This window comes from Streptomyces cyaneofuscatus, from assembly GCF_033109485.1.
Lineage (GTDB): Bacteria > Actinomycetota > Actinomycetes > Streptomycetales > Streptomycetaceae > Streptomyces > Streptomyces cyaneofuscatus.
The window spans coordinates 7383462-7404809 of the sequence record NZ_CP137002.1; the positions used below are offsets into that span (position 1 = coordinate 7383462).

24 protein-coding genes are annotated in these 21348 nt (G+C 69.8%); 19 read left to right on the forward strand and 5 right to left on the reverse strand.

The window, feature by feature from the left end:
* The first annotated feature begins 8 nt into the window (after positions 1–8).
* From kdpA to R2B67_RS32750, 9 genes are all read left to right on the forward strand, one after another.
* Positions 9–1673 carry a potassium-transporting ATPase subunit KdpA gene (kdpA, locus tag R2B67_RS32710; RefSeq protein WP_317823239.1) on the forward strand — a complete coding sequence of 555 codons (1665 nt, stop codon included), beginning with the start codon at positions 9–11 and terminating at the stop codon, positions 1671–1673.
* A complete protein-coding gene (gene kdpB, locus R2B67_RS32715) occupies positions 1670–3769 on the forward strand; it encodes a potassium-transporting ATPase subunit KdpB (RefSeq protein WP_317823245.1) in 2100 nt (699 codons plus the stop codon). Before kdpA ends, kdpB begins: the two co-directional genes overlap by 4 nt.
* Before the next feature lie 6 nt (positions 3770–3775).
* A complete protein-coding gene (locus tag R2B67_RS32720; RefSeq protein ID WP_317823247.1) occupies positions 3776–4447 on the forward strand; it encodes a potassium-transporting ATPase subunit C in 672 nt (223 codons plus the stop codon).
* A gap of 98 nt (positions 4448–4545) precedes the next feature.
* The gene (locus R2B67_RS32725; protein WP_317823248.1) at positions 4546–5229 is read left to right on the forward strand and encodes a response regulator; all 684 of its coding nucleotides are present in this window, start codon (positions 4546–4548) and stop codon (positions 5227–5229) included.
* 34 nt (positions 5230–5263) lie between these two features.
* On the forward strand, positions 5264–7801 hold the full coding sequence (locus R2B67_RS32730; protein ID WP_317823252.1) for a DUF4118 domain-containing protein: 2538 nt from the start codon (positions 5264–5266) through the stop codon (positions 7799–7801).
* A gap of 292 nt (positions 7802–8093) precedes the next feature.
* Positions 8094–8900: an SDR family NAD(P)-dependent oxidoreductase gene (locus R2B67_RS32735; RefSeq protein WP_317823255.1), complete on the forward strand. Its 807-nt coding sequence runs from the start codon at positions 8094–8096 to the stop codon at positions 8898–8900.
* 155 nt (positions 8901–9055) lie between these two features.
* Positions 9056–9832: a GNAT family N-acetyltransferase gene (locus R2B67_RS32740; RefSeq protein WP_317823258.1), complete on the forward strand. Its 777-nt coding sequence runs from the start codon at positions 9056–9058 to the stop codon at positions 9830–9832.
* A gap of 61 nt (positions 9833–9893) precedes the next feature.
* A complete protein-coding gene (locus R2B67_RS32745; RefSeq protein ID WP_317823265.1) occupies positions 9894–10424 on the forward strand; it encodes a hypothetical protein in 531 nt (176 codons plus the stop codon).
* A gap of 609 nt (positions 10425–11033) precedes the next feature.
* Positions 11034–11207 (forward strand): hypothetical protein, encoded by a 174-nt coding sequence (locus tag R2B67_RS32750; RefSeq protein ID WP_317823268.1) that lies wholly within the window; start codon positions 11034–11036, stop codon positions 11205–11207.
* 399 nt (positions 11208–11606) lie between these two features.
* On the opposite strand, the gene R2B67_RS32755 is transcribed toward R2B67_RS32750, so the two are convergent.
* Complete coding sequence (locus R2B67_RS32755; RefSeq protein ID WP_317823271.1) at positions 11607–12119, reverse strand: universal stress protein; 513 nt, start codon at positions 12117–12119, stop codon at positions 11607–11609.
* 199 nt (positions 12120–12318) lie between these two features.
* Here R2B67_RS32755 and R2B67_RS32760 point away from each other — a divergent pair, with 199 nt between their 5' ends.
* Positions 12319–12654, forward strand: coding sequence for an SAV_915 family protein (locus R2B67_RS32760; RefSeq protein ID WP_317823285.1), 336 nt, complete (start codon positions 12319–12321; stop codon positions 12652–12654).
* 38 nt (positions 12655–12692) lie between these two features.
* Positions 12693–14027: a diaminopimelate decarboxylase gene (gene lysA / locus R2B67_RS32765; RefSeq protein ID WP_317823287.1), complete on the forward strand. Its 1335-nt coding sequence runs from the start codon at positions 12693–12695 to the stop codon at positions 14025–14027.
* 68 nt (positions 14028–14095) lie between these two features.
* Here lysA and R2B67_RS36100 read toward each other — a convergent pair whose 3' ends face one another.
* Complete coding sequence (locus tag R2B67_RS36100; RefSeq protein WP_381074857.1) at positions 14096–14239, reverse strand: hypothetical protein; 144 nt, start codon at positions 14237–14239, stop codon at positions 14096–14098.
* Here R2B67_RS36100 and R2B67_RS36105 point away from each other — a divergent pair.
* Positions 14238–14675 carry a hypothetical protein gene (locus tag R2B67_RS36105; protein ID WP_381074859.1) on the forward strand — a complete coding sequence of 146 codons (438 nt, stop codon included), beginning with the start codon at positions 14238–14240 and terminating at the stop codon, positions 14673–14675. The genes R2B67_RS36100 and R2B67_RS36105 overlap by 2 nt on opposite strands.
* 34 nt (positions 14676–14709) lie before the next feature.
* On the opposite strand, the gene R2B67_RS32775 is transcribed toward R2B67_RS36105, so the two are convergent.
* Positions 14710–15444: a MerR family transcriptional regulator gene (locus R2B67_RS32775; protein WP_317823306.1), complete on the reverse strand. Its 735-nt coding sequence runs from the start codon at positions 15442–15444 to the stop codon at positions 14710–14712.
* A 54-nt stretch (positions 15445–15498) separates the two neighbouring features.
* Between R2B67_RS32775 and R2B67_RS32780 the strand changes: the two genes are divergently transcribed.
* Positions 15499–15786, forward strand: coding sequence for a hypothetical protein (locus tag R2B67_RS32780; protein WP_317823310.1), 288 nt, complete (start codon positions 15499–15501; stop codon positions 15784–15786).
* Between the two features lie 21 nt (positions 15787–15807).
* Here R2B67_RS32780 and R2B67_RS32785 read toward each other — a convergent pair whose 3' ends face one another.
* Entirely contained in the window at positions 15808–16491 is a 684-nt protein-coding gene (locus tag R2B67_RS32785; RefSeq protein WP_317823313.1) for a hypothetical protein, read from the reverse strand.
* Between the two features lie 156 nt (positions 16492–16647).
* Between R2B67_RS32785 and R2B67_RS32790 the strand changes: the two genes are divergently transcribed.
* From R2B67_RS32790 to R2B67_RS32810, 5 genes are all read left to right on the forward strand, one after another.
* Positions 16648–16974: a PadR family transcriptional regulator gene (locus tag R2B67_RS32790; protein WP_215101287.1), complete on the forward strand. Its 327-nt coding sequence runs from the start codon at positions 16648–16650 to the stop codon at positions 16972–16974.
* A complete protein-coding gene (locus R2B67_RS32795; RefSeq protein WP_317823316.1) occupies positions 16971–17327 on the forward strand; it encodes a DUF1048 domain-containing protein in 357 nt (118 codons plus the stop codon). Before R2B67_RS32790 ends, R2B67_RS32795 begins: the two co-directional genes overlap by 4 nt.
* A 1-nt stretch (position 17328) precedes the next feature.
* Complete coding sequence (locus R2B67_RS32800) at positions 17329–17655, forward strand: DUF1048 domain-containing protein (protein WP_317823318.1); 327 nt, start codon at positions 17329–17331, stop codon at positions 17653–17655.
* A 160-nt stretch (positions 17656–17815) separates the two neighbouring features.
* Positions 17816–18808 carry an ATP-binding cassette domain-containing protein gene (locus R2B67_RS32805; protein ID WP_317823319.1) on the forward strand — a complete coding sequence of 331 codons (993 nt, stop codon included), beginning with the start codon at positions 17816–17818 and terminating at the stop codon, positions 18806–18808.
* Positions 18805–19596, forward strand: coding sequence for an ABC transporter permease (locus R2B67_RS32810; protein WP_317823321.1), 792 nt, complete (start codon positions 18805–18807; stop codon positions 19594–19596). The genes R2B67_RS32805 and R2B67_RS32810 overlap by 4 nt, the downstream gene beginning before the upstream one ends.
* Positions 19597–19672: 76 nt before the next feature.
* On the opposite strand, the gene R2B67_RS32815 is transcribed toward R2B67_RS32810, so the two are convergent.
* Complete coding sequence (locus tag R2B67_RS32815) at positions 19673–20536, reverse strand: helix-turn-helix transcriptional regulator (RefSeq protein WP_317823323.1); 864 nt, start codon at positions 20534–20536, stop codon at positions 19673–19675.
* A 253-nt stretch (positions 20537–20789) separates the two neighbouring features.
* On the opposite strand from R2B67_RS32815, the gene R2B67_RS32820 reads away from it, so the two are divergent.
* Positions 20790–21305, forward strand: coding sequence for a hypothetical protein (locus R2B67_RS32820; RefSeq protein ID WP_317823326.1), 516 nt, complete (start codon positions 20790–20792; stop codon positions 21303–21305).
* Positions 21306–21348 lie beyond the last annotated feature (43 nt).

Sequence of the window (21348 nt, forward strand, 5' to 3'; positions counted from 1 at the left end):
GTTCTGATATGAGTTCCCAGATCGCTGGTGTGCTCCAGCTCACCGTTCTTATCGCTGCCCTTGGACTGGCCTACCGTCCGCTGGGCGACTACATGGCCAAGGTCTACTCCTCCGAGAAGCACTACAAGCCGGAGAAGTGGATATACAAGGCCATCGGCGCCAATCCGGCCGCCGAAATGCGCTGGCCCGCCTATCTGCGCGGGGTGCTCGCGTTCTCGGCGGTGAGCGTCCTGTTCCTGTACCTGATGCAACGGGTGCAGGGATCGCTGCCCGGTTCGCTCGGCTTTTCCTCGATCGACCCGGACCAGGCGTTCAACACCGCCGCTTCCTTCGTCGCCAATACCAACTGGCAGTCGTACTACGGCGAGCAGGCCATGGGCCACGTCGTGCAGACCGGTGGCCTGGCGGTGCAGAACTTCGTGTCCGCCGCGGTCGGCATGGCCGTGGCGGTGGCGCTCGTGCGGGGTTTCGCCCGGTCCCGTTCCGGCGAGCTCGGCAACTTCTGGGCCGACCTGGTGCGCGGCACGGTCCGCATCCTGCTTCCGATCTCCGTGATCGGTGCGATCGTCCTGGTCGCCTGCGGGGCGATCCAGAACTTCTCGGGCATCCACCAGGTCGGCCAGTTCATGGGCGGTACGCAGGAGTGGAACGGCGGGGCGGTCGCCTCGCAGGAGGCCATCAAGGAGCTGGGTACGAACGGTGGCGGTTACTTCAACGCCAACTCCGCCCACCCCTTCGAGAACCCGAACCCCCTCTCCAACCTGTTCGAGATCTTCCTCATCCTGCTGATCCCGTTCGCGCTGACGCGGACCTTCGGCCGGATGGTCGGTTCGCTGAAGCAGGGGTACGCCATCCTCGGCACGATGGCGGTGATCTGGGTCGGTTTCGTCGCGCTGATGATGTGGACGGAGTTCGCGCACCGCGGGCCCGCCTTCGAGATCGCGGGCGGGGCCATGGAGGGCAAGGAGACCCGCTTCGGGATCGCCGGCTCGTCGTTGTTCGCGGTGAGTACGACGCTGACGTCGACGGGTGCCGTGAACTCGTTCCACTCGTCGTACACCGGGTTCGGCGGCGGCATCACGATGCTGGGCATGCAGCTCGGCGAGATCGCTCCCGGCGGCGTCGGCTCCGGCCTCTACGGCATGCTGATCATGGCGATCATCGCCGTGTTCATCGCCGGTCTCATGGTCGGACGCACACCCGAATACCTCGGCAAGAAGATCGGCACCCGGCAGATCAAGTTCGCCGCCTGCTACATCCTCGTCACCCCGGCGCTCGTACTCGGCTTCACCGCCGTCGCGATGGCCCTGCCCACGCCCGGCAACTCGATGACCAACACGGGCGCGCACGGCTTCTCCGAGATCCTGTACGCCTACACCTCCGGCGCCAACAACAACGGCTCCGCCTTCGCCGGGCTCAACGCCGACACCCAGTGGTTCAACACGACCATCGGCATCGCGATGCTGCTCGGCCGGTTCCTGCCGATCGTGTTCGTCCTGGCCCTGGCCGGTTCGCTCGCCGAGCAGAAGCCGGTGCCCGAGACCGCGGGCACCTTGCGCACCGACAAGCCGCTCTACGTGGGGCTGTTGGTCGGCACGATCCTCATCATCACCGGACTCACCTACTTCCCCGCCCTCGCGCTGGGCCCGCTCGCCGAAGGGCTCGCCTCATGAGCACCGTCACTCCCACTCCCACCCGAGCTCCGCACGGAGACCTGTCGCCTTCCGGGGGCGGTGTCGGCGGGGGACTGTTCGACCCGAAGCAGTTGCTGAAGTCGTTCCCGGACGCGCTGCGCAAGCTCGACCCACGCGTGATGATCAAGTCGCCGGTGATGTTCGTCGTACTGGTCGGCTCGGTCGTCACCACCGTGCTCGCGCTCACCGATCCGACCGACTGGTTCGGCTGGGCGATCACCGCCTGGCTCTGGCTGACCACGATCTTCGCCAACCTCGCCGAGGCGGTCGCCGAGGGCCGGGGCAAGGCGCAGGCCGACACGTTGCGCAAGGCCAAGACCGACACCGTCGCCCGCCGGCTGGCCGGTGCGGACGAGGAGCAGGTCCCGGGGGCCGATCTGCGGATCGGGGACCTGGTGGTCTGCGAGGCCGGAGACGTCATCCCCGGCGACGGGGACGTGGTCGAGGGGGTCGCCTCCGTCGACGAGTCCGCGATCACCGGTGAGTCGGCGCCGGTCATCCGGGAGTCCGGCGGTGACCGCAGTGCGGTGACCGGCGGTACGAAGGTGCTGTCCGACCGCGTCGTCATCAGGATCACCACCAAGCCGGGCGAGACCTTCATCGACCGGATGATCAACCTGGTCGAGGGCGCCGCCCGGCAGAAGACGCCCAACGAGATCGCCCTGAACATCCTGCTGGCGTCCCTCACGATCGTCTTTCTGCTCGCCGTGGTCACCCTGAAGCCGTTCGCGATCTACGCGGGCGCCGACGACCAGACCTCACTCATCGTGCTCGCGGCGCTGCTCGTCTGCCTGATCCCCACCACCATCGGGGCCCTGCTGTCCGCGATCGGCATCGCCGGCATGGACCGCCTCGTCCAGCGCAACGTCCTGGCCATGTCCGGGCGCGCGGTCGAAGCAGCCGGCGACGTGTCGACCCTGCTCCTCGACAAGACCGGCACCATCACCCTGGGCAACCGTCAGGCGGCCGAGTTCGTCCCGGTCCAGGGCGTGGAGGAGACGGAACTCGCGGATGCCGCGCAGCTCTCCTCCCTGGCCGACGAGACGCCCGAAGGCCGGTCGATCGTCGTGCTGGCCAAGGAGAAGCACGGGCTGCGCGGGCGGGACCAGGGGGAACTGACCGACGCCGAGTGGATCGCGTTCACTGCGCAGACCCGGATGTCGGGCGTCGACCTGGCCGAGGTCAAGGTCCGCAAGGGCGCGACCGGCTCGGTCGCGGCCTGGGTCAAGGAGCGGGGAGGGAGCGAATCCGAGGACGCGCAGGCCATCACCGAACAGATCTCCCAGGCCGGTGGCACGCCGCTGCTGGTGGCGACGGAGGACGCCCGCGGGGCACGCGTGCTCGGGGTGATCCATCTCAAGGACGTGGTGAAGGAGGGCATGCGGGAGCGGTTCGACGAGCTGCGTCGGATGGGGATCAAGACGGTCATGATCACGGGTGACAACCCGCTGACCGCGAAGGCGATCGCCGAGGAGGCGGGGGTCGACGACTTCCTGGCCGAGGCCACGCCTGAGGACAAGATGGCCCTCATCAAGCGCGAGCAGGCCGGCGGCAAGCTCGTCGCGATGACCGGCGACGGTACCAACGACGCCCCCGCCCTGGCCCAGGCCGACGTCGGCGTCGCGATGAACACCGGAACCTCGGCCGCCAAGGAGGCCGGGAACATGGTGGACCTCGACTCCAACCCCACCAAACTCATCGAGATCGTCGAGATCGGCAAACAACTCCTCATCACCCGAGGAGCCCTCACCACCTTCTCGATCGCCAACGATGTCGCGAAGTACTTCGCGATCATCCCGGCCATGTTCGCCGTGGCGTACCCGTCGCTGGACAAGCTCAACATCATGGGACTCGCCTCGCCGGAGTCCGCGATCCTGTCCGCGGTCATCTTCAACGCCCTGGTCATCGTCGCGCTGGTGCCGCTCGCCCTCAAGGGTGTCCGTTACCGGCCCGCCAGTGCGGACAAGATGCTGCGCCGCAACCTCGCCCTGTACGGACTCGGCGGCCTGATCGCCCCGTTCATCGGCATCAAGATCATCGACCTGCTCCTCTCCCTCATCCCCGGAATCGGCTGATCCGCCATGACCAACAACGCCGTCAGCAGCACCGCGCGCGTACTCGGTGCGGGGCTCCGCGCCCTGCTCGTCCTGACCCTCGTCTGCGGGGTGATCTACCCGCTCGCCGTGACCGGCGTGGCCCAGGCCCTGTTCAACGACAAGGCCAACGGTTCCGAGATCAAGGACAAGGAAGGGCAGGTCGTCGGCTCGTCCCTCATCGGCCAGCGCTACGACCTCCCGCTGAAGGAGGGGGAGGAGTCACCCGCCCCGGACCTGAAGTGGTTCCAGCCCCGCCCGTCCAACGGCCTCGGCACCAACAGCGTCAACACCCAGTACTCCCTGATCCTCTCCGGCGCCACCAACCGCGCCGGAGACAACGAGGAGCTCATCCAGTGGGTGAAGGACGCCAAGGCAGCCGTGGTGAAGGACAACTCCACCCCCACCTACAAGGTGAAGCCCGCCGATGTCCCGGCCGACGCCGTCACGTCCTCCGGCTCTGGCCTGGACCCGGACATCTCACCGGCGTACGCGAAGCTCCAGGTCCACCGGGTCGCCGAGAAGAACGGCCTCGACGTCAAGAAGGTCGAGGACCTCGTCCAGGACCACACGACCGGCCGGCTCCTCGGCTTCATGGGCGAGCCCCGGGTGAACGTCCTTGAGCTGAACACCGCGCTCCGAGATCTCGCCCAGGACTGATGGAACCGAGCCGACAGAACGTGAGCCGGTGGGATACGGAGAGTCCGCATCCCACCGGCTCCTTAGCTGTCCACAACCAAGGGGAAAGTGCACAGCCCATGTCCCGGGTGCTCGTGGTGGAGGACGACGTACAACTGGTGCGCGCCCTCAGGATCAACCTCCAGGCACGTGCGTACGAGGTCGAGGAGGCCCTCGACGGCGATGCGGCGCTGCGGCTGACCGCATCCCTCATGCCCGACGCCATCCTGATGGACCTCGGGCTGCCGGACATGGACGGTGTCGAGGTCATCAAGGCCATCCGGGTGTGGAGCCAGGTACCCATCCTGGTCCTGTCCGCCCGGCATCTGTCCGAGGACAAGGTCCGTGCGCTGGACGCGGGCGCCGACGACTACGTGACCAAGCCGTTCAGCATGGACGAGCTGCTGGCGCGGCTGCGAGCGGCCACCCGGCGACGCCGGACGGGAACCGGGACGGAAACCTCGCCCGTCGTCACGACGGACGGCTTCACCATCGACCTGGTGTCGAAGAAGGTCTACCGGGACGGCGTCAACGTCCGGCTGACTCCGACCGAGTGGCACATCCTCGAAATGCTGGTCGTCAGTCCTGGCCGTCTGGTCTCCCAGCGCGCCCTCCTGCGGGAGGTCTGGGGACCCGCTCATGCGGAGAACACCAACTATCTGCGGGTCTACATGGCCCAGCTGCGACGCAAGCTCGAAGCAGACCCGGCCCATCCCCGCTATCTGATCACCGAACCCGGTATGGGCTACCGGTTCGAGCTCTGACGGCCCATCCACCACGGAAGAACGAGAAGTCATCATGGGACGCGGAAAGCTGCGCATCTACCTCGGGGCCGCACCGGGTGTCGGCAAGACGTACGCGATGCTGTCCGAGGCGCACCGCAGGGTCGAGCGCGGGACCGACGCGGTCATCGCCTTTGTGGAGCACCACAGCAGGCCGCGCACCGAGGTGATGCTCCACGGACTGGAACTCCTCCCGCGCCAGGAGCTGGAGTACCGGGGCAGCACGTTCACCGAGATGGACGTCGACGCGGTCCTTCAGCGGGCCCCGGCCGTGGCGCTGGTGGACGAGCTGGCCCACACCAATGTCCCGGGTTCCCGCAACGCCAAGCGCTGGCAGGACGTCGAGGAGCTGCTCAAGGCCGGGATCGACGTCATATCCACGGTCAACATCCAGCACCTGGAGTCCCTCGGCGACGTCGTCGAGTCCATCACCGGAGTCCGGCAGCGCGAGACCGTCCCCGACGAGGTGGTGCGCCGGGCCGACCAGATCGAGCTGGTCGACATGTCGCCCCAGGCGCTGCGCCGCCGGATGGCGCACGGCAACATCTACCAGCCCGACAAGATGGACGCCGCCCTCTCGAACTACTTCCGCCCCGGCAACCTCACCGCCCTGCGCGAGCTGGCCCTGCTCTGGGTCGCCGACCGGGTCGACGAGTACCTCCAGCAGTACCGGGGCGAGCACAACATCCGCACCACCTGGCAGGCCCGCGAACGCATCGTCGTCGGGCTGACCGGCGGGCCCGAGGGCCGCACCCTCATCCGCCGGGCGGCCCGCCTCGCCGAAAAGGGCGCCGGCGGCGAGGTGCTGGCCGTCTACATCGCGGCCAGCGACGGACTCAAGGCGGTTTCCCCCAAGGAGCTGGCCCTTCAGCGGACCCTGGTCGAGGACCTCGGCGGCACCTTCCACCATGTCATCGGCGACGACGTGTCCGCAGCCCTGCTGGAGTTCGCCCGGGGCGTCAACGCCACCCAGATCGTCCTCGGCGTCAGCCGTCGCAGGACCTGGCAGTACATGCTCGGCCCCGGCGTCAGCGCCACCGTGGCCCGGGAGTCCGGCCCCGACCTCGACGTACACATCGTCACGCACGACTCCGTCGCCAAGGGCCGCGGTCTGCCCATCGCCCGAGGCGCCAGGCTGGGGAAGGCCCGGATCATCTGGGGCTGGCTGGCCGGGGTCGCCGGTCCCGCCCTCCTCACCCTGCTGCTCAGCACCGTCGTGCCCGACATCGGGCTCGCCAACGACATGCTGCTGTTCCTCACCGCCACCGTCGCGGCCGCCCTCCTCGGCGGAATGCTCCCGGCCCTCGCGTCAGCCGCGTTCGGGTCTCTGCTGCTGAACTACTTCTTCACCACCCCGCTGCACCGGTTCACCGTCTCCGACCCCAAGAACATCGTCGCCATCGTCATCTTCGTCGCGGTGGCCGTCTCCGTCGCCTCGGTCGTCGACCTCGCGGCCCGCCGTACCCACCAGGCCGCCCGGCTGCGCGCCGAGTCGGAGATCCTCTCCTTCCTCGCCGGCAGCATCCTGCGGGGTGAGAACTCCCTCGACGCCTTGCTGGAACGACTCCGGGAAACCTTCGCCATGGACTCCGTCGCCCTCCTGGAACGGACCAGCGAGGTCGAGCCGTGGACGTGCACGGCGGCTGTCGGCGCGCCTCCGGTCGACCGCCCGGAGGCCGCCGACGTCGACATACCGGTGGGGGAGAACCTGGCCCTGGTCCTGAGCGGCCGGGCTCTTCCGGCCGAGGACCGCAGGGTCCTGGGTGCCTTCGCCGCCCAGGCAGCGGTGGCACTGGACCGCCAACGACTGGTCGGACAGGCCGAGGAGGCGCGCAAACTCGCCGAGAGCGACCGCTTCCGCACCGCACTGCTCGCGGCCGTCAGCCACGATCTCCGCACCCCCCTCGCCGGCATCAAGGCCTCGGTCACCTCACTGCGCTCCGACGACGTCGACTGGTCGGAGACCGATCGCGAGGCGCTCCTCGAAGGCATCGAGGACGGAGCCGACCGCCTCTCGGCGCTCATCGGCAACCTCCTGGACATGTCCCGCCTCAACACCGGCACCGTCGTCCCGCTGATCCGGGAGACGGACCTCGACGAGGTCGTACCCATGGCGCTGCGCGGCGTCCCCGACGGCAGTGTGGAACTGGACATCCCGGAAACCCTCCCGATGGTCGCCGTCGACCGCGGCCTGCTGGAACGCATCGTCGCCAACATCGTCGAGAACGCCGTCAAGTACAGCCCGGAAGACCGGCGCGTACTCGTCTCCGCCAGCAGTCTGCGCGACCGCGTCGAACTCCGCGTCGTCGACCGCGGGCCCGGCGTCCCCGACACGGCCAAGGAGCACATCTTCGAACCCTTCCAGCGACTCGGCGACGCCCCGCGGGGTGCGGGCGTCGGGCTCGGCCTGGCCGTCGCACGAGGCTTCACCGAAGCCATCCAGGCCACCCTCACTGCCGAAGACACCCCGGGCGGCGGGCTGACCATGGTCCTGACGCTGCCCCGCGGAAACACCTCGAGGCCGGGCGACGACCGTCACGCCGGTCACTCCTGAGAGCGTGGTGAGCCGGCCGCGGTCCGCGCTCCCGGCCCACACCGTCAGAGGGGCGTAAGAGGAGTGCTGCCGTGCTTGTCTCCGGCAGCGGCAAGGGATTCCATGGAGGGGTGAACAGCACCTGGCTCCTGCTCGACCGGCCGCCTCATCAGGCGCCGTCCGGCCGCGCGGCCTGCTGTTCGGAAAGTGAGCGTGTCGAGGGCTGACGCCCCGCCACCCGACCTTCCGGCCCCGCGAGCATCGTGCCGCGGGGCCTCTTCGTTCTCATCGTTCCCAGAACCTTGGATGACGCATGTCTTCTTCACTGTCCGGACGCACCGTCCTCGTCACCGGAGCCACGACCGGTATCGGCCATCAGACCGCTCGGCTGCTCGCCGAACGCGGAGCGACGGTGCTCCTGCACGGGCGGACCGCCGAGGAGGCGCACGCCGCCGCCGACCGGCTGATCACCCTCTCCGACGTGCCCGCCGAGCGACTCTGCGCCCATGGGGCCGACTTCGCCCGACTGGAAGAGGTCGAGCAGCTGGCTCAGCAGATCCTCGCGAAGCACCCGCGCCTGGACGTGCTCGTCAACAATGCCGGAATGGCCGCCCCCGAGCGGCACACGACCACCGGGGACGGGCACGAGATCGCGTTCCAGGTGAACTTCCTCGCCCACTACCTCCTGACACACCTCCTGGAACCGGCCCTCACGGCCGACCCCGGGGGCCGCGTCGTGAACGTGTCCTCCTCGCTCCACCGCACGGGTTCCATCCAGTGGAACGACGTCAACAGGACCAAGCGCTACTCCCGGCTCGCGGCCTACGCCCAGTCCCAGCTGGCACTGACCGTCTTCGCCGCGGACCCCCGGGTCACCGCGGTCTCCGTACACCCCGGGGTCTGCGTCACCAGCCTGCTGCCGCTCTACGCCCACGAGGGCGGAGCGCCGGCCGAAGGAGCGGCCCATGTCGTCCGGCTCTGCGACCCGGCGGTGGAGATCGTCAACGGTGCCTACTACGACCGCGATCAGCGTGTCCCCCCGGCCGCCGTCGCCGAGGAGCCCCGCTCGGTCAAGCGCCTCACCAAACTCGCCGACTCACTGGTCGGCCAGACCGTCTGAAAGGCGGCCCCACCATGTCCCGACGCGCCCGTAAGAAAGAGGGCGCGCAGGAAGAAGGAGGCGAACCACGGCCGGAAGGCCGGTCAGCGCTGACACCAGGTGCGGCCCCCTCCCCGGGGCCGCACCTGCTTCACCCGCACATCCCCGGAGTTCGCATGACCTCGCGCACAGTCCCGCTCGCCCCAGCCCGTCAACCGCTGCTCCTGCCCGGCGCCCCAGGGCCCGCCACGCTGGTGGAGCACGTCTTCGCCGCACGAACCGGGTGGTCGTGGGGCGACCACCCGACCCGGCCTCGTGCCATCGCCGCCGCCTGCGGCGGGCGTGCCACCCTGGCGGGTGACCCCGGGGCACTTCCCCCTGCGGAACTGGCCCCACTCGCGAACCACCGCGTCGAAGCCCCGGAACGCTTTCTGCCTTTGCTGGCCGAGGCGTTCGACGACGTGTGCGCCGACGAGAGAATGCTCTACCTCCAGGCCGCGCCGCAGGCCGGAGCTCCCCACGTACCGCACGGAATCGAGGTCCGGCGCCTCACCGCCGCCGATGCCTCCCAGCTCGACGCATGCGGGCCGGACGGCGCGACCGCTGACGGACCGTGGGAGGGCGCGCACGCCCTCGCCGCATCCGGGCTCGGCTGGGGCGCGTTCCGGCACGGACGCGTCCAGGCTCTCGTCGGCACCGGCTTCCTCGGACGCCGCTACGAGGACCTGATCGTCACGCCCCTCCGCGACGAGCGGCTCTGGCGTCTGACCCTCGCGTGTCTCATCGCCCACACGGCTGATGTCAGCGCCCGCGGGCACCGAGCCATCCTGTCCTGTGCGTCGCACGACCGCCCAGGACGCCTGCTGGCATGGAACGCGGGACTCCGCCTGGAGCGTGAATTCGTCGAGTACGGCGTGGGCCGGCCATCAGGCATGCGTCAGAACCCGGCGTGAGCGCGTATGACTTGCGTATGGGGGTGCCGCGCCCATCCCGGTGCCCCCTAACGTGACCGGGATGCACGATCCAACTCCCGCGCCCGCAGGGGCCGACGGGCACGAGGACGTTCTGTGGCGTCCGGAAGCGCGCGCGGCCGTCGTCATCGGGACGGCGTTCTTCGTGGCCGCGCTGCTCGTCGACGCGGTCGGCCCCGGTGTGACCATGGCCCGTACGGCGGGCTGGGGCTGTCTGGCGGCGGTGCTGCTCCTGGTTCTCCTCCCGCCGAGGATCAGTCTGACTCCCGGACGACTGGTCGTCCGGGACCTGTTCACCACGAGAGTCGTCCTCACGGACCAGCTGTCCGCTCTCCAATGGCCTGCCGACGTGTCCGAGCGCGTGGTCCTGACCGATGTCCGCGGCACCCGGGCCCAACTGGACTTCTGCCTGCTGCGCGCCAACCCGTCCCTCTGGCTCCATCTGGAGGCCGATGCCCGCGAGTCACGCCGGTGTGGCAGCCTCGTGCGGGGTACGGCCTGTCTGGACCGGCTCGCACGCCGGATGGACGAGGAAGCGGCGCGGTCGGTCTTCCGGTCGTCCGGGATCGACTAGGGGGCTCACAGTGGCTGTACGAGGCGACGGCACGGCTGCGGATTTTCCGACGGAAGTCATCAGGACCGCATCGGGTTCCTTGGGATACCGGTGGGAGCCGCGCGATGGTCCGGTGATCGTCGTGCTGGCCGGTGGCCATATGCGGGCCGGGCTGTCACTGGGGGAGAGGTCTACCGTGCGGCGGGATACTCGCTGCTGGTTCCCTTGCGGCCCGGCTACGGCGCCACGGACCTGTCGGTCGGGGCGGCTTCCGAGGGCTTCGCCGACGCCTCGGCCGTCCTCTGCGGGCTTCTGGGGATCGACCAGGTCGAGGCCTGCGCCGGGGTGTCGGCGGGGGGTCCGACCGCCGTGGCCCTGGCTGCCCGGCATCCCGACCTGGTCCGCCGGCTGGTGCTGGAATCGCTGTCGGACCGCTCTCCTGGCCGGGAGCGGGAACGAGAAGGCTCGGACGTGTCGTGTTCTCGCCCCGGTCCGAAGGCGCGGTCTGGCGGCTGACCCGGTGGTTGCTCGAACGGCGCCCGGAGGCAGCGCTGCGCATGCTGCTCGCGGAGCTGACCGTGATGCGCGTGCTCCGTGGCATTTGCCGGGGGCGCCCGACAAGCTGGTCACATGAGGGATACCTGGGGTCCGGATCGCGGCGTTCTTGCAGCCGTACGGGTGTCGGGTCTCGTCGGCCTGGCAGCCATCACAGCCGGTGCGCTGTCGAGCACCATGTGGATTGTCGGTGTCGGGGTCTGGGCCATGATCGTCGCGTTCCTGACCGAGCTCGTCTACCGGCCTTGAGGCCTGGACCGCGGCTCCGGTTCGCTCGGCGAAGGAGAATCAGCGCCAGCCTGGGGGGCGTGCGACCTCGTTTCCGGCACAGGCCGGGATTTCTGTGTCCGGAGGGCTGAGTCACGGTCTCGATACGAGCGGATGGGCCGCGTTCGGTCGAGTGATGACTCGTCGGCCAGGTGTGGGGCGATCGCTTCCCGCGTTCTGTCGCTCAGCCAGGACCCCAGAGCGGGGGCGAATGCAGCAGGATCAGACCCAGTGCGGTCCAGAGCAGTACTCGGGCAAGCTCGCTTGGCCTGCGGCGGCGTCGATTCCCACCAAGAGCATCGAGAACGGTGTGGTGATGCCCCTGCAGAGCGGACTTCGCTCGGTCACTCCCCGCCTCGGCGCCCCGATGCCGTGCGATGCTCACCGCTTGCGTGCCCTGGGCAGGTGCGACAAGGACCAGGGGGTGTTGTGCAGTGCGGCGAGTTCGGCTTCGAGGGGGTTCGGGGGGACCGCGAGGACGGGGCAGCGGGCGTGGGCCAGGCAGTAGCGGGTCACCGAAGGCCTCAGCCGGGGGAGCCGTCTGCCCCGCGGGCCCGAGCCGACGACCAGGAGGTCGTCGGCCGAGCCGGCCGCCTCGACCAGCACCGCCCCGGGTTCGCCGCGCACGGTCAGCCCGGACAGGGGGACGCCCGGCCGCTCCACGGCGAACGCGCAGTCGAGGATGGCGCGGAGGTCGTCGGCGGCGGCCTCCCGGCACTCCCGGAGCACGGCGGGACCGTAGGTGGTCCGGCCGCCCAGTCCGCCGCCGGGCAGCTGCCAGGCCAGCACGACGTGCAGGTCCGCATGGCGTTCCCGCGCCTCGGCGGCGGCCCGGTGCAGAGCTGCCAGGCTCCCCGGGGAGCCGTCCACGCCGACCACGATTCTCTGCCGCACTCTCCCCGCCCCCGTCTCATCGTGTTCCACAGTTCCATTGAAGGGCGAGCCGGGGGCCGGGAGCATCAGCGATCCGTATGAATCGGCCGGTGTCCGTCAGGGTCGCGTCAGGCGGCAGGGCTGGGCGGTCCGGGGCGGGCATAGCTTCGACGTCACGCGGCCCGGCGAGGGCCGGCCGCGACCGACCCGGAGGAATCCCATGTGCCTCTTCTCGTACGCCGAGGACCCCGACCCCGATGAACAGGCCCCGGCCGGGCTGCTGTTCGTGCCCGTCCGGACCCAAGCGGCGGGCCCCGTGCTGCGGGTGTTCCGTACGCCGCTGGGGGAGCGCACCGCCGTCGGCTTCAGCCGCCGGGACCTGGTGACCGCGACGCTGGGCGCCGGTCAGCCCGCGATCCCGCTCGCCGAACCGGCTCTGCGCGCGCTCACCGAACCCCTCGGCATCGACCGGCTCGTCGTCGACCCGGTCCTGACGGCCCCGGCCGTCGCCACCGGGCCGGTGAACGCGGCCGACGCGCCCGCCCGCGCGCTGTGACCGCGCTCCTTGCCCACGCCTCCCGAGGAGACACCCCCATGCCCGCATCCCTGCTCACCGCCCTGTCCGCCGGCCCGGACGACCTGACAGTCTGGCCGGCTTCCACCGCCCGTCTGCCGCAGGGGCATCTGAGCGTCGGCGGGGTCTCCCTCGCCGAGCTGGCCGACCGCTTCGGCACCCCCGCCTACGTCCTGGACGAGGACGAGATACGCGCCCGGTGCCGGACGTACCGGGCGGCCTTCCCGCAGGCCGACGTGGTCTACGCGGCCAAGGCGTTCCTGTCCCGGGCGATGGTGCGGTGGATCGAGGAGGAGGGGCTCGGGCTGGACGTCTGCTCCGCCGGGGAACTCGAACTCGCCCACGCCGCCGGGTTCCCGCCGGAGCGCATGGTGCTGCACGGCAACGCGAAGTCCCCGCGCGACATCGAACTGGCCCTGCTGGTCGGGGTCGGGCGGATCGTCGTCGACAGCCCCTCGGAGATCGCCCGGATCGCCGCGCTCACCGGCCCCGCCGGGCGGCAGAAGGTCATGGTGCGGGTCGTGCCCGGGGTGTCGGCCGGGGGCCACGCGAAGATCCGTACCGGTACGGACGGCCAGAAGTTCGGCCTGTCCCTCACCGACGGGTCCGCCCAGCACGCCATCGCGCGGGTGCTCGGCCAGCCGCAGCTCGAACTGACCGGGCTGCACTGCCACATCGGCTCCCAGATCACCGACGTCAAGCCGTACCTGGTGGCGGTGCGCCGCATGGTCGGACTGATGGCCCGGATCAAGGAGAGCCACGGCGTCACCCTCCCCGAACTCGACCTCGGCGGTGGGCACGCGGTCGCCTACCGGCCGGGAGAACGCGCACTCGACCCGACGGCCCTCGCCCGCCGCCTGTACGCGGAACTCGCCGCGAGCTGTGCGGCGGCGGGTCTGCCCGTCCCGAGGCTGCTCATCGAACCGGGCCGGGCGATCGCGGCCCCGGCCGGAGTGGCGCTGTACCGCGTGCTTGCCGTCAAGCACACCGGCCCGACGCTGTTCGTCGCCGTCGACGGCGGCATGAGCGACAATCCCCGGCCCGCCCTGTACGGCGCCCGCTACGCGCCCCGCCCAATCGGCCGCGCCACCACGGCCGGACCGGTCCCGGCCACGGTGGTGGGCCGGCACTGCGAGGCCGGAGACGTCATCGCGAGCGATGTCCCGCTGCCCGCCGACGTACGCCCCGGCGACCTCATCGCGGTGCCGGTGGCGGGCGCCTACCAGGCGTCCATGGCCTCCGCCTACAACCTCGTCGGCAGGCCGCCGGTCGTCGCGGTGCACCGCGGCACGGCACGGCTGCTGATCCGGCGCGAGACGCATGAGGACCTCAGCCGGCGGGACGTGGGCGCGTAGGGGGCTCCGGGGCCCCAGGGCCCCAGGGCCCCAGGGCCCCGGAGCCCCGGGCCCGGGGCCGGACCGCGTCACGCGACCCTGGGTCCGCAGCGCATACCGATGTAGACGCACCCCGTGCCTTCCTCCAGGCGGGAGAAGACCACCGGCATGTAGTCTTCGCTGAACGCCGCGCCGACTCCCGTACCGGCGAAGACCGCGGACCTGCGCGCCATGGTCCCGCGCCACCCCTGGATCTCCCCCGAGCTGAGCCAGGTCGGCCTCGTCCACATCGGGCCGAACGCCCTGCGGATGGCGTCGGGGCTGCTCGCCCGGTTCGAGGCCGCGGGCTTCCCGGCGGACGAGACGGAACGGGCTCTGGGGACACTCATGGCTTACGTCGTCGGGCGACCTCCGAGGCCGCGTACCTCTCACTCATCGCCCGCAGCGGCAGAACCGAGCAGGAGTGGGTGGCGGAGGTGCGCCCGGCTTTCGACGAGGCCGCGCGGACTCACCCCCCCCCGCTGCGGGAAGCGAGCTCCTCCCGACAGGACTCGCACCCGCGGCAGATCCGCGACGCCGACTTCGCGTACGGGGTCAAACGGGTCCTCGACGGACTGGCGGCCCGGCTCGAAGCCTGACCGGATCTCGACGCCGTCCGGGCGTCGTTAGGTGTCCCGTACTCCGTCCGCGGCCCCGAGCCGAGTCATCGGCCCAGCCTTGCCCGGATGAGCGAGTCGAGCCGCCGCCATGCCGGGGACGAAGCGTTGACCGTGCCCTGGATGAGGGCGGGGATCTCGGAGGTCCCGTCGTCCAGCTCGGGCAGCCGGCCGGGCCCGTAGCGTTCCAGGGTCGCCTCGATGATGCGGTCGGCGAGGTCGTCGACGCGGGGGTTGTCGGCGTCGAGGTCGCGCACCTGGTCGTAGGCGAGGAAGAGCTGCCGCAGCGCGGGGAACGCCAGCATCTCGGCCTGGTCGCGGAACAGTGTGATCGCATGGTCCGGGTGGGTGGCGAACGCGAGAATCCACAAGTCGCGTTGCAGCTCCACCCAGTCCGGGGTGAACCCCCACCGGGCCAATCGCTCCAGGTATCCGCCGACATCCTCCGGCAGCGGTGCCAGACGTCCGTCGGCGAGCCGGCGCAGACGGTCCTGCGTGGCCCGCAGGTCACGGATGCGGTCGGTGAGCTCGTCGTCGATCTGCCCGAGAGCCTGCTGGAAGGACGCGTCGTCCGCTGCTCGCAGGTCCCGGATGCGGGCCAGTGGGACACCTGCCTCGGCGAGCGTACGGATCTTGATCAGGTCGATGGCGTCGTCCGCGCCGTACCGCCTGTAGCCGGACGCGTCGCGCTCCGGCTCGGGGAGCAGTCCCTTGTCGTGATAGACGCGGACGGTCTTCACCGACACCCCGACGGACCTGGCCAGCTGTCCAATGGTGATCACCAGGCCATCGTCCCACTTGACCCTTCCCCTGGGGCAGGGGTGCAGCATGGCGTCATGCCGAACACGAACTTCGACCGGGACACCCTGCGCGAGCTGGCCGACGAGGGCAACGAAACCGCCCTGGACCGTCTGGCCGACCTCGCCGACGCAGCCGACGAGCTCGATGAGCTGAGCGAACTCCTGGACGAGGGGTCCCCGCGCGCCGGTCTCCTGCTCACCCGACGCGCGGTGGCCGGCGGTGATCTGCGCGAACTGCAGCGGATCTCGGACGCCGGTTACGACGGGGCCGGGCAGGAGCTGGACCGGCTGCTGAAGGCGCCCGCGGACCTCCCGGACCTCTAGGATCTGCCGTCGCAGCGTTTCTCATTCCGCCCGCTCGCATGCGAAGGGCCTGCCTTGTCCCTCGCTGTTCGCGACGGGGGACTCCTCGGCGGGGAAAGGGGCCGGGCTGATCAGATAGCGGCTGCGCTCGGGCGAGGGCTCGTTGGTGATCCGGCGCACCAAGACGTCACGCATCTCGCCGATCAACGACGTGAGTTCGTCCCGGCTGAGCCACATCGGGTGCCGGCGACAGCCCACCAGACCGGCGTCCGGATCGGCACCAGGTCGGTCGAGGTGGGCAATGAACTCGGCCAGCAGGGTCGCCATCGCCACGGCGAACACCTGCCGGTGCCCTTCGGCCGGAACCGGGGCAGCTGTGGCGGCGCCGGTCACGGCCCGCTCGCGCCGCAGCCGACAGAGCCGCTCAACAGCCTCCCGGCACCCGCTGCTCGCCTTCGACCTCCAGCGCGCTGCCGTCGGCCAGTAGCCCCATGTACCGGTACACGGTGGCCTTTGACACGTCGGGTCCAATCGAACTGGATGTTTGGGCGCTGCTGCCGGATTCGTCGGCGACGAACCGGATGGTGCGGTTGGCGGTGTCACGGAGGAACCGTCGCGCAATTTCTCCACTTCGGTATCGGTGACGCGATGTTCGAAGTCCCGGGCGAGGCGGGGCAGCGGCGACAGGCCCATGACGCCCGCGATGAAGCAGGCGTCGATCTTCACGGCGTCGGCCCGGTCCTGCCCGCGCGCCGTCCCCGCCCGATTGGCCCCCGGGAGTACCCCTGATGCAGACGAGTCCTTCGTGTCACCGGTACTCGGTGATACTGTGTAGTGGTACTCGGTACTACGGAGTACCGGGCGAGTGAGGAGGGCTCCGCCATGGACGGCCTGACGGAGATGCTGAAGGGCACGCTCGAAGGATGCGTGCTCGAAATCATCGACCGCGAGGAAACCTACGGGTACGCCATCACTCGCCAGCTGAACGACCTCGGCTTCGGTGACGTCATCGAGGGGACGGTGTACACCATCCTGCTGCGGCTGGAGAGGAACAAGCTCGTCCAGGTGACGAAACGGCCGTCCGGGGTCGGTCCGCCGCGCAAGTTCTACGCGCTCAACGACGCCGGTCGCGAGGAACTCGCGACGTTCTGGGCGAAGTGGCAGTACGTCTCAACACGCATCGACAAGCTCAAGGAGGGCGGGAGATGAACTTCTGGGAGACCATCACCGGCAGCGATCTCACGAGGGAGTGGAAGTCGTTCGAAGTCAGGGCTGCGGCTCTGCCGGACGACCACCGGGAGGCGTGGGGGCAGATCAAGGTCCACCTCTTGCCCCACGGTAACTTCACCGGCCGCAATGTCATGCCGATCCTGGATTCCGCGCTGGGGCTTCTCGAAGAAGCAGCGGCGGACGGGCAGGGCGCCAAGGAAGTGCTCGGCGACGATATCCAGAGCTTCTGCGCGGCGCTGGCCGGCGGTGAAGGCGCGCGAACCTACCGCGACCGGTGGCGTGAGCAGTTGAACCGGAACGTCGCAAGGAAACTGAACCGGCTGGGAGGCTGACGTGGGCATCCAGGACATCATCGAAGGCAAGAAGCAGTGGCGCGCGCACACGGCTCGCGTCAAGGCGCTCCCGCCCGACTACCGGATCGTCTACCAGGAAATGCAGAAGTACTTCTTCAAAGTCGGACCGGTCGACCTGCCCGACGGACCCCTGCTCCCCGGGATCGTCGATTTCTTCGAGGAGGGCGTCGCCGCGGGCAAGGGGGTCCTGGAACTGATCGGCACGGATGTCGCCGCCTTCTGTGACGGCCTGATCAAGGACTCGCGTACCTACGCGGACATCTATCAGGAGTCCGCCAGTAGGGCATCCGGCACCACTGAGAAGTAGGCCCCGCCTCGCTCCGGCGGGCCTGCCCCGCACGTGATTCCTCAGCCTCGGAACAACGCGATCAGACACGGTCCGAGCCCCACCACGTGGTGCCGCAATCCTGCGCGCCGACGTAGCCGATTCTCCTGACCGATCAGGAAACCACATGCCTTCATCTGTCATGCCCACATCCAGAAAGGGCGACGGTCACCCGTCGCCGGCCGCCCTCTCCGCCGTCGGGCTCCGGAAGTCCTACGGCGACAAGGCCGTCCTGGACGGTATCGACCTGACCGTCCCGGCAGGCACGGTCTTCGCGCTGCTGGGCCCGAACGGCGCGGGCAAGACCACCGCCGTCAAGATCCTCTCCACCCTCATCACCGCCGACGCCGGTGAACTGAGCGTCGGCGGCCACGATCTGGCCGCCGATCCGCAGGCCGTGCGCGCGGCGATCGGTGTCACCGGGCAGTTCTCCGCCGTCGACGGGCTGATCACCGGCGAGGAGAACATGCTCCTCATGGCCGACCTGCACCACCTGCCGAAGCGTGAGGGGCGACGCGTCACCGCCGAACTGCTGGAGCGTTTCGACCTGGTGGACGCCGCCAAGAAGCCCGCCGCGGGCTACTCCGGTGGCATGAAACGCCGCCTCGACATCGCCATGACCCTGGTCGGCGGGCCCCGCATCATCTTCCTCGACGAGCCGACCACCGGACTCGACCCCCGCTCCCGCCACACCATGTGGGGCATCATCCGCGAGCTGGTCGCCGACGGTGTGACGGTCTTCCTCACGACCCAGTACCTGGAAGAGGCCGACGAACTCGCCGACCGTATCGCCGTCCTCAACAACGGGAAGATCGCCGCCGAGGGCACCGCCGAAGAACTCAAGCGGATCGTCCCCGGCGGACACGTCAAGCTCCGCTTCACCGACCCGGACGCCTACCGCTCCGCCGCCTCCGCCCTGCGCGAGGCCGTCCGCGACGACGAGGCGCTGGCGCTGCAGATCCCCAGCGACGGCAGCCAGCGCGAACTGCGCTCCGTCCTCGACTGGCTGGACTCGGCCGGTGTCGAAGCCGACGAACTCACCGTCCACACCCCCGACCTCGACGACGTGTTCTTCGCCCTCACCGCCTCCACCGTCCCGGCCCAGCACAACCAGCCCAAGGAGAACGCCCGATGAGCAGCCTCTACCTTGCTGCACGCGACTCGAGAACGATGCTGCGCCGCAATCTCCTGCACGCCTGGCGCTACCCGTCCGGGACCCTGAACCTGCTGCTCACGCCCATCATGATGCTGCTGCTCTTCGTCTACATCTTCGGCGACGTGATGAGCGCGGGCATCGGTGGCGGTGGCGCGGACCGCTCCGACTACATTGCTTATATCGTCCCCGGTCTGCTGTTGATGACCGTGGGCAGCACCGTGATCGGAGCAGCGGTGTCCGTCTGCTCGGACATGACCGAGGGCCTCACCGCCCGCTTCCGTACGATGTCGATCTATCGGGGCTCTCTGCTGGTGGGGCATGTCGTCGGCGGCGTGTTGCAGTGCGTGATGAGCGTGGTCCTGGTCGGCGCGGTCGGGGTGGCGATCGGTTTCCGCACCACGGACGCCACCGCACTGGAGTGGGCCGCGGCACTCGGGCTGGTAACGCTGTTCGCCCTGGCACTGACCTGGATCGCGGTCGGGATGGGCGCGGCGAGCCCCAACCCCGAGGCGGCCGGAAACATGGCCATGCCCCTGATCCTCCTGCCCCTCATCTCCAGCGCCTTCATCCCCGCGGCGACCATGCCGGGATGGTTCCAGCCGATCGCCGAGTACCAGCCGTTCACGCCCGCCATCGAAACCCTCCGCGGTCTCCTCCTCGGCACCGAGATCGGCAACAACGGCTGGCTCACGATCGCCTGGTGCGCCGGCCTGACCGCACTCGGGTACCGCTGGTCGACAGCACAGTTCAACCGCGACCCGAAGTAGCCGGGCCCGGTGACTGGATCTATCCTCGGGTTGCCTAACGGAGTTTCGCGGACACGAATGTCGACAACGCGGAACGTCAGGTGCGGCTGAGCTTCCTGGGCTGAGGGGGATGCGGCAGGTTCCCGCCCGCCGGAGAAGGGTGCGCGCCGGTCGGCTCGGCCGACCCGGGAAGCAGGCCCGCGCCCTGGGCGCGCAGCACCGCGCTCAGCCGGTCCGCGGCCCCGAGCTTTCGGTACAGCGCGTTCAGGTGCTTGTGGACGGTGCGCGGCGAAATGCCCAGCCTGCGTCCGATCCCCTCGGCGGTCAGCCCCGTCGCCAGCAGGTGCAGTACGTTCGTCTCGCGCGGGGTCAGCGGCGCCGCCAAGGCCTGGTTGGCCTGCCGCCTGCGCGCGCTGCCGGATGACGCGCGCAGCGCCATCAGGAGGGACCGGTGGGCCGTCGCGGCCTTGAGCAGTGGCTGCACGCGTGCCGCGTAGCGCTCGTCGTGCCGGGAGAAGTCGCCCCCGGACCGGTGCACCAGGAACCCGCTGACGTGCGGTCCCCTCTCCGGCAGCGGCAGGCCGAACACGTGCCGTGTCCCGAACGCCTGACGGAGTGCGTCGGCGGTCGGACTGTTCCGCCAGGTCCGCGCCCCCACCACCTGTGCGGCGCTCTGCGGCGTCCAGTCGGATGTGGCCCCGTAGCGGTCGATGAAGGGGTACCCCGAACGGATGTAGGCCTGCACCGATCCGTCACCGCCGCCGACTTCCGGCAGGGGTTCCGGGGACCGGATCACCACGCTGCCCTGATCACGGGTCCAGGGCACCTCCTTGACCACGATCAGCTCCCCGTCGAGCGCCGTGAGCAGCTCCGCGGTGAGCAGGGGCCAGACCAACTCAGGGGCCTCGGCGCCCATCACCTCGACCGCCAGGTCCAGCATGCGTGCGTACCGATCCGGCATGACGACTTCCCCCGAGGTCCCCGTGACTGTGCCTCTTCACCGTAACCCGCCGCTGTCCATACGCACTTCTCCCCATAGCCCGGCACAGCGTGCTCCCGCCACGATCGGTTCCGGGCGGACCACGGGGCCCGTCCGCACCCACGGGGTGACCACACATGTACGCAAAACGTCCGCGGCAACGGCTCGTTGACGTACATGAAGGTCCGGCGAGGCTGACGTCGCGACCCCCAGCCACCGAAAGGACATCTGCGACATGAGTTCACCGCGTTCCGTGCTCACCTCCCTCACTGCGGTGTGCGCCCTCGCGGCCGGCCTGGCCGTCACGGGGCCGGTCGCCCCGGCGCAGGCCGCCGCCTCGGACTGTACGGGCGGCGCCCGGGGCTTCCGCGACCACCCGGACAACGCCTCCGGCGACACCGACAAGCCTCGGCGCCTGGACCTCGGCGGAGGCGTCGTCATCACCCTGGAGAAGGGGGTGTACGGGGGCCAGCAGATCGGTTTCGGGAAGATCAGCGGCCCCACCCGTCCGGGCGACAAGGTGTGGATGGACTGGCGGGCCAACGGGTGGGACGACGGAGGCAGGCCCGAATGGCCGATCCGCCCCTGGCTCCAGTGCGGACCGTTCACCGTGCAGAGCCATGGCCAGAGCCTGACCACTCCCTTCAAGCGCACCAGCACCGACCCCGACTACCAGTTCCGGGTCTGCGGTTCGCTCGCCACCAACGGCGTGGTCCGCTGTGCCACCAAGAACGGCGTCGACTGGTGGTGACCTGCCGGTACCCCTGGGACCCTGCCCTCTCCGAGAAGAAGAA

Bases quoted from the DNA above. Each gene is read 5' to 3' on its own strand.
- R2B67_RS32820 (WP_317823326.1), top strand. From the start codon at position 20,790: ATGAGTTCACCGCGTTCCGTGCTCACCTCCCTCACTGCGGTGTGCGCC.
- R2B67_RS32760 (WP_317823285.1), top strand. From the start codon at position 12,319: ATGTGCCTCTTCTCGTACGCCGAGGACCCCGACCCCGATGAACAGGCC.
- R2B67_RS32790 (WP_215101287.1), top strand. From the start codon at position 16,648: ATGGACGGCCTGACGGAGATGCTGAAGGGCACGCTCGAAGGATGCGTG.
- R2B67_RS32720 (WP_317823247.1), top strand. From the start codon at position 3,776: ATGACCAACAACGCCGTCAGCAGCACCGCGCGCGTACTCGGTGCGGGG.
- R2B67_RS32750 (WP_317823268.1), top strand. From the start codon at position 11,034: ATGAGGGATACCTGGGGTCCGGATCGCGGCGTTCTTGCAGCCGTACGG.
- R2B67_RS36105 (WP_381074859.1), top strand. From the start codon at position 14,238: ATGGTCCCGCGCCACCCCTGGATCTCCCCCGAGCTGAGCCAGGTCGGC.
- R2B67_RS32805 (WP_317823319.1), top strand. From the start codon at position 17,816: ATGCCCACATCCAGAAAGGGCGACGGTCACCCGTCGCCGGCCGCCCTC.
- R2B67_RS32740 (WP_317823258.1), top strand. From the start codon at position 9,056: ATGACCTCGCGCACAGTCCCGCTCGCCCCAGCCCGTCAACCGCTGCTC.
- R2B67_RS32730 (WP_317823252.1), top strand. From the start codon at position 5,264: ATGGGACGCGGAAAGCTGCGCATCTACCTCGGGGCCGCACCGGGTGTC.
- R2B67_RS32780 (WP_317823310.1), top strand. From the start codon at position 15,499: ATGCCGAACACGAACTTCGACCGGGACACCCTGCGCGAGCTGGCCGAC.
- lysA (WP_317823287.1), top strand. From the start codon at position 12,693: ATGCCCGCATCCCTGCTCACCGCCCTGTCCGCCGGCCCGGACGACCTG.
- R2B67_RS32725 (WP_317823248.1), top strand. From the start codon at position 4,546: ATGTCCCGGGTGCTCGTGGTGGAGGACGACGTACAACTGGTGCGCGCC.
- R2B67_RS32735 (WP_317823255.1), top strand. From the start codon at position 8,094: ATGTCTTCTTCACTGTCCGGACGCACCGTCCTCGTCACCGGAGCCACG.
- R2B67_RS32815 (WP_317823323.1), bottom strand. From the start codon at position 20,536: ATGCCGGATCGGTACGCACGCATGCTGGACCTGGCGGTCGAGGTGATG.
- kdpB (WP_317823245.1), top strand. From the start codon at position 1,670: ATGAGCACCGTCACTCCCACTCCCACCCGAGCTCCGCACGGAGACCTG.
- R2B67_RS32745 (WP_317823265.1), top strand. From the start codon at position 9,894: ATGCACGATCCAACTCCCGCGCCCGCAGGGGCCGACGGGCACGAGGAC.
- R2B67_RS36100 (WP_381074857.1), bottom strand. From the start codon at position 14,239: ATGGCGCGCAGGTCCGCGGTCTTCGCCGGTACGGGAGTCGGCGCGGCG.
- R2B67_RS32810 (WP_317823321.1), top strand. From the start codon at position 18,805: ATGAGCAGCCTCTACCTTGCTGCACGCGACTCGAGAACGATGCTGCGC.
- kdpA (WP_317823239.1), top strand. From the start codon at position 9: ATGAGTTCCCAGATCGCTGGTGTGCTCCAGCTCACCGTTCTTATCGCT.
- R2B67_RS32795 (WP_317823316.1), top strand. From the start codon at position 16,971: ATGAACTTCTGGGAGACCATCACCGGCAGCGATCTCACGAGGGAGTGG.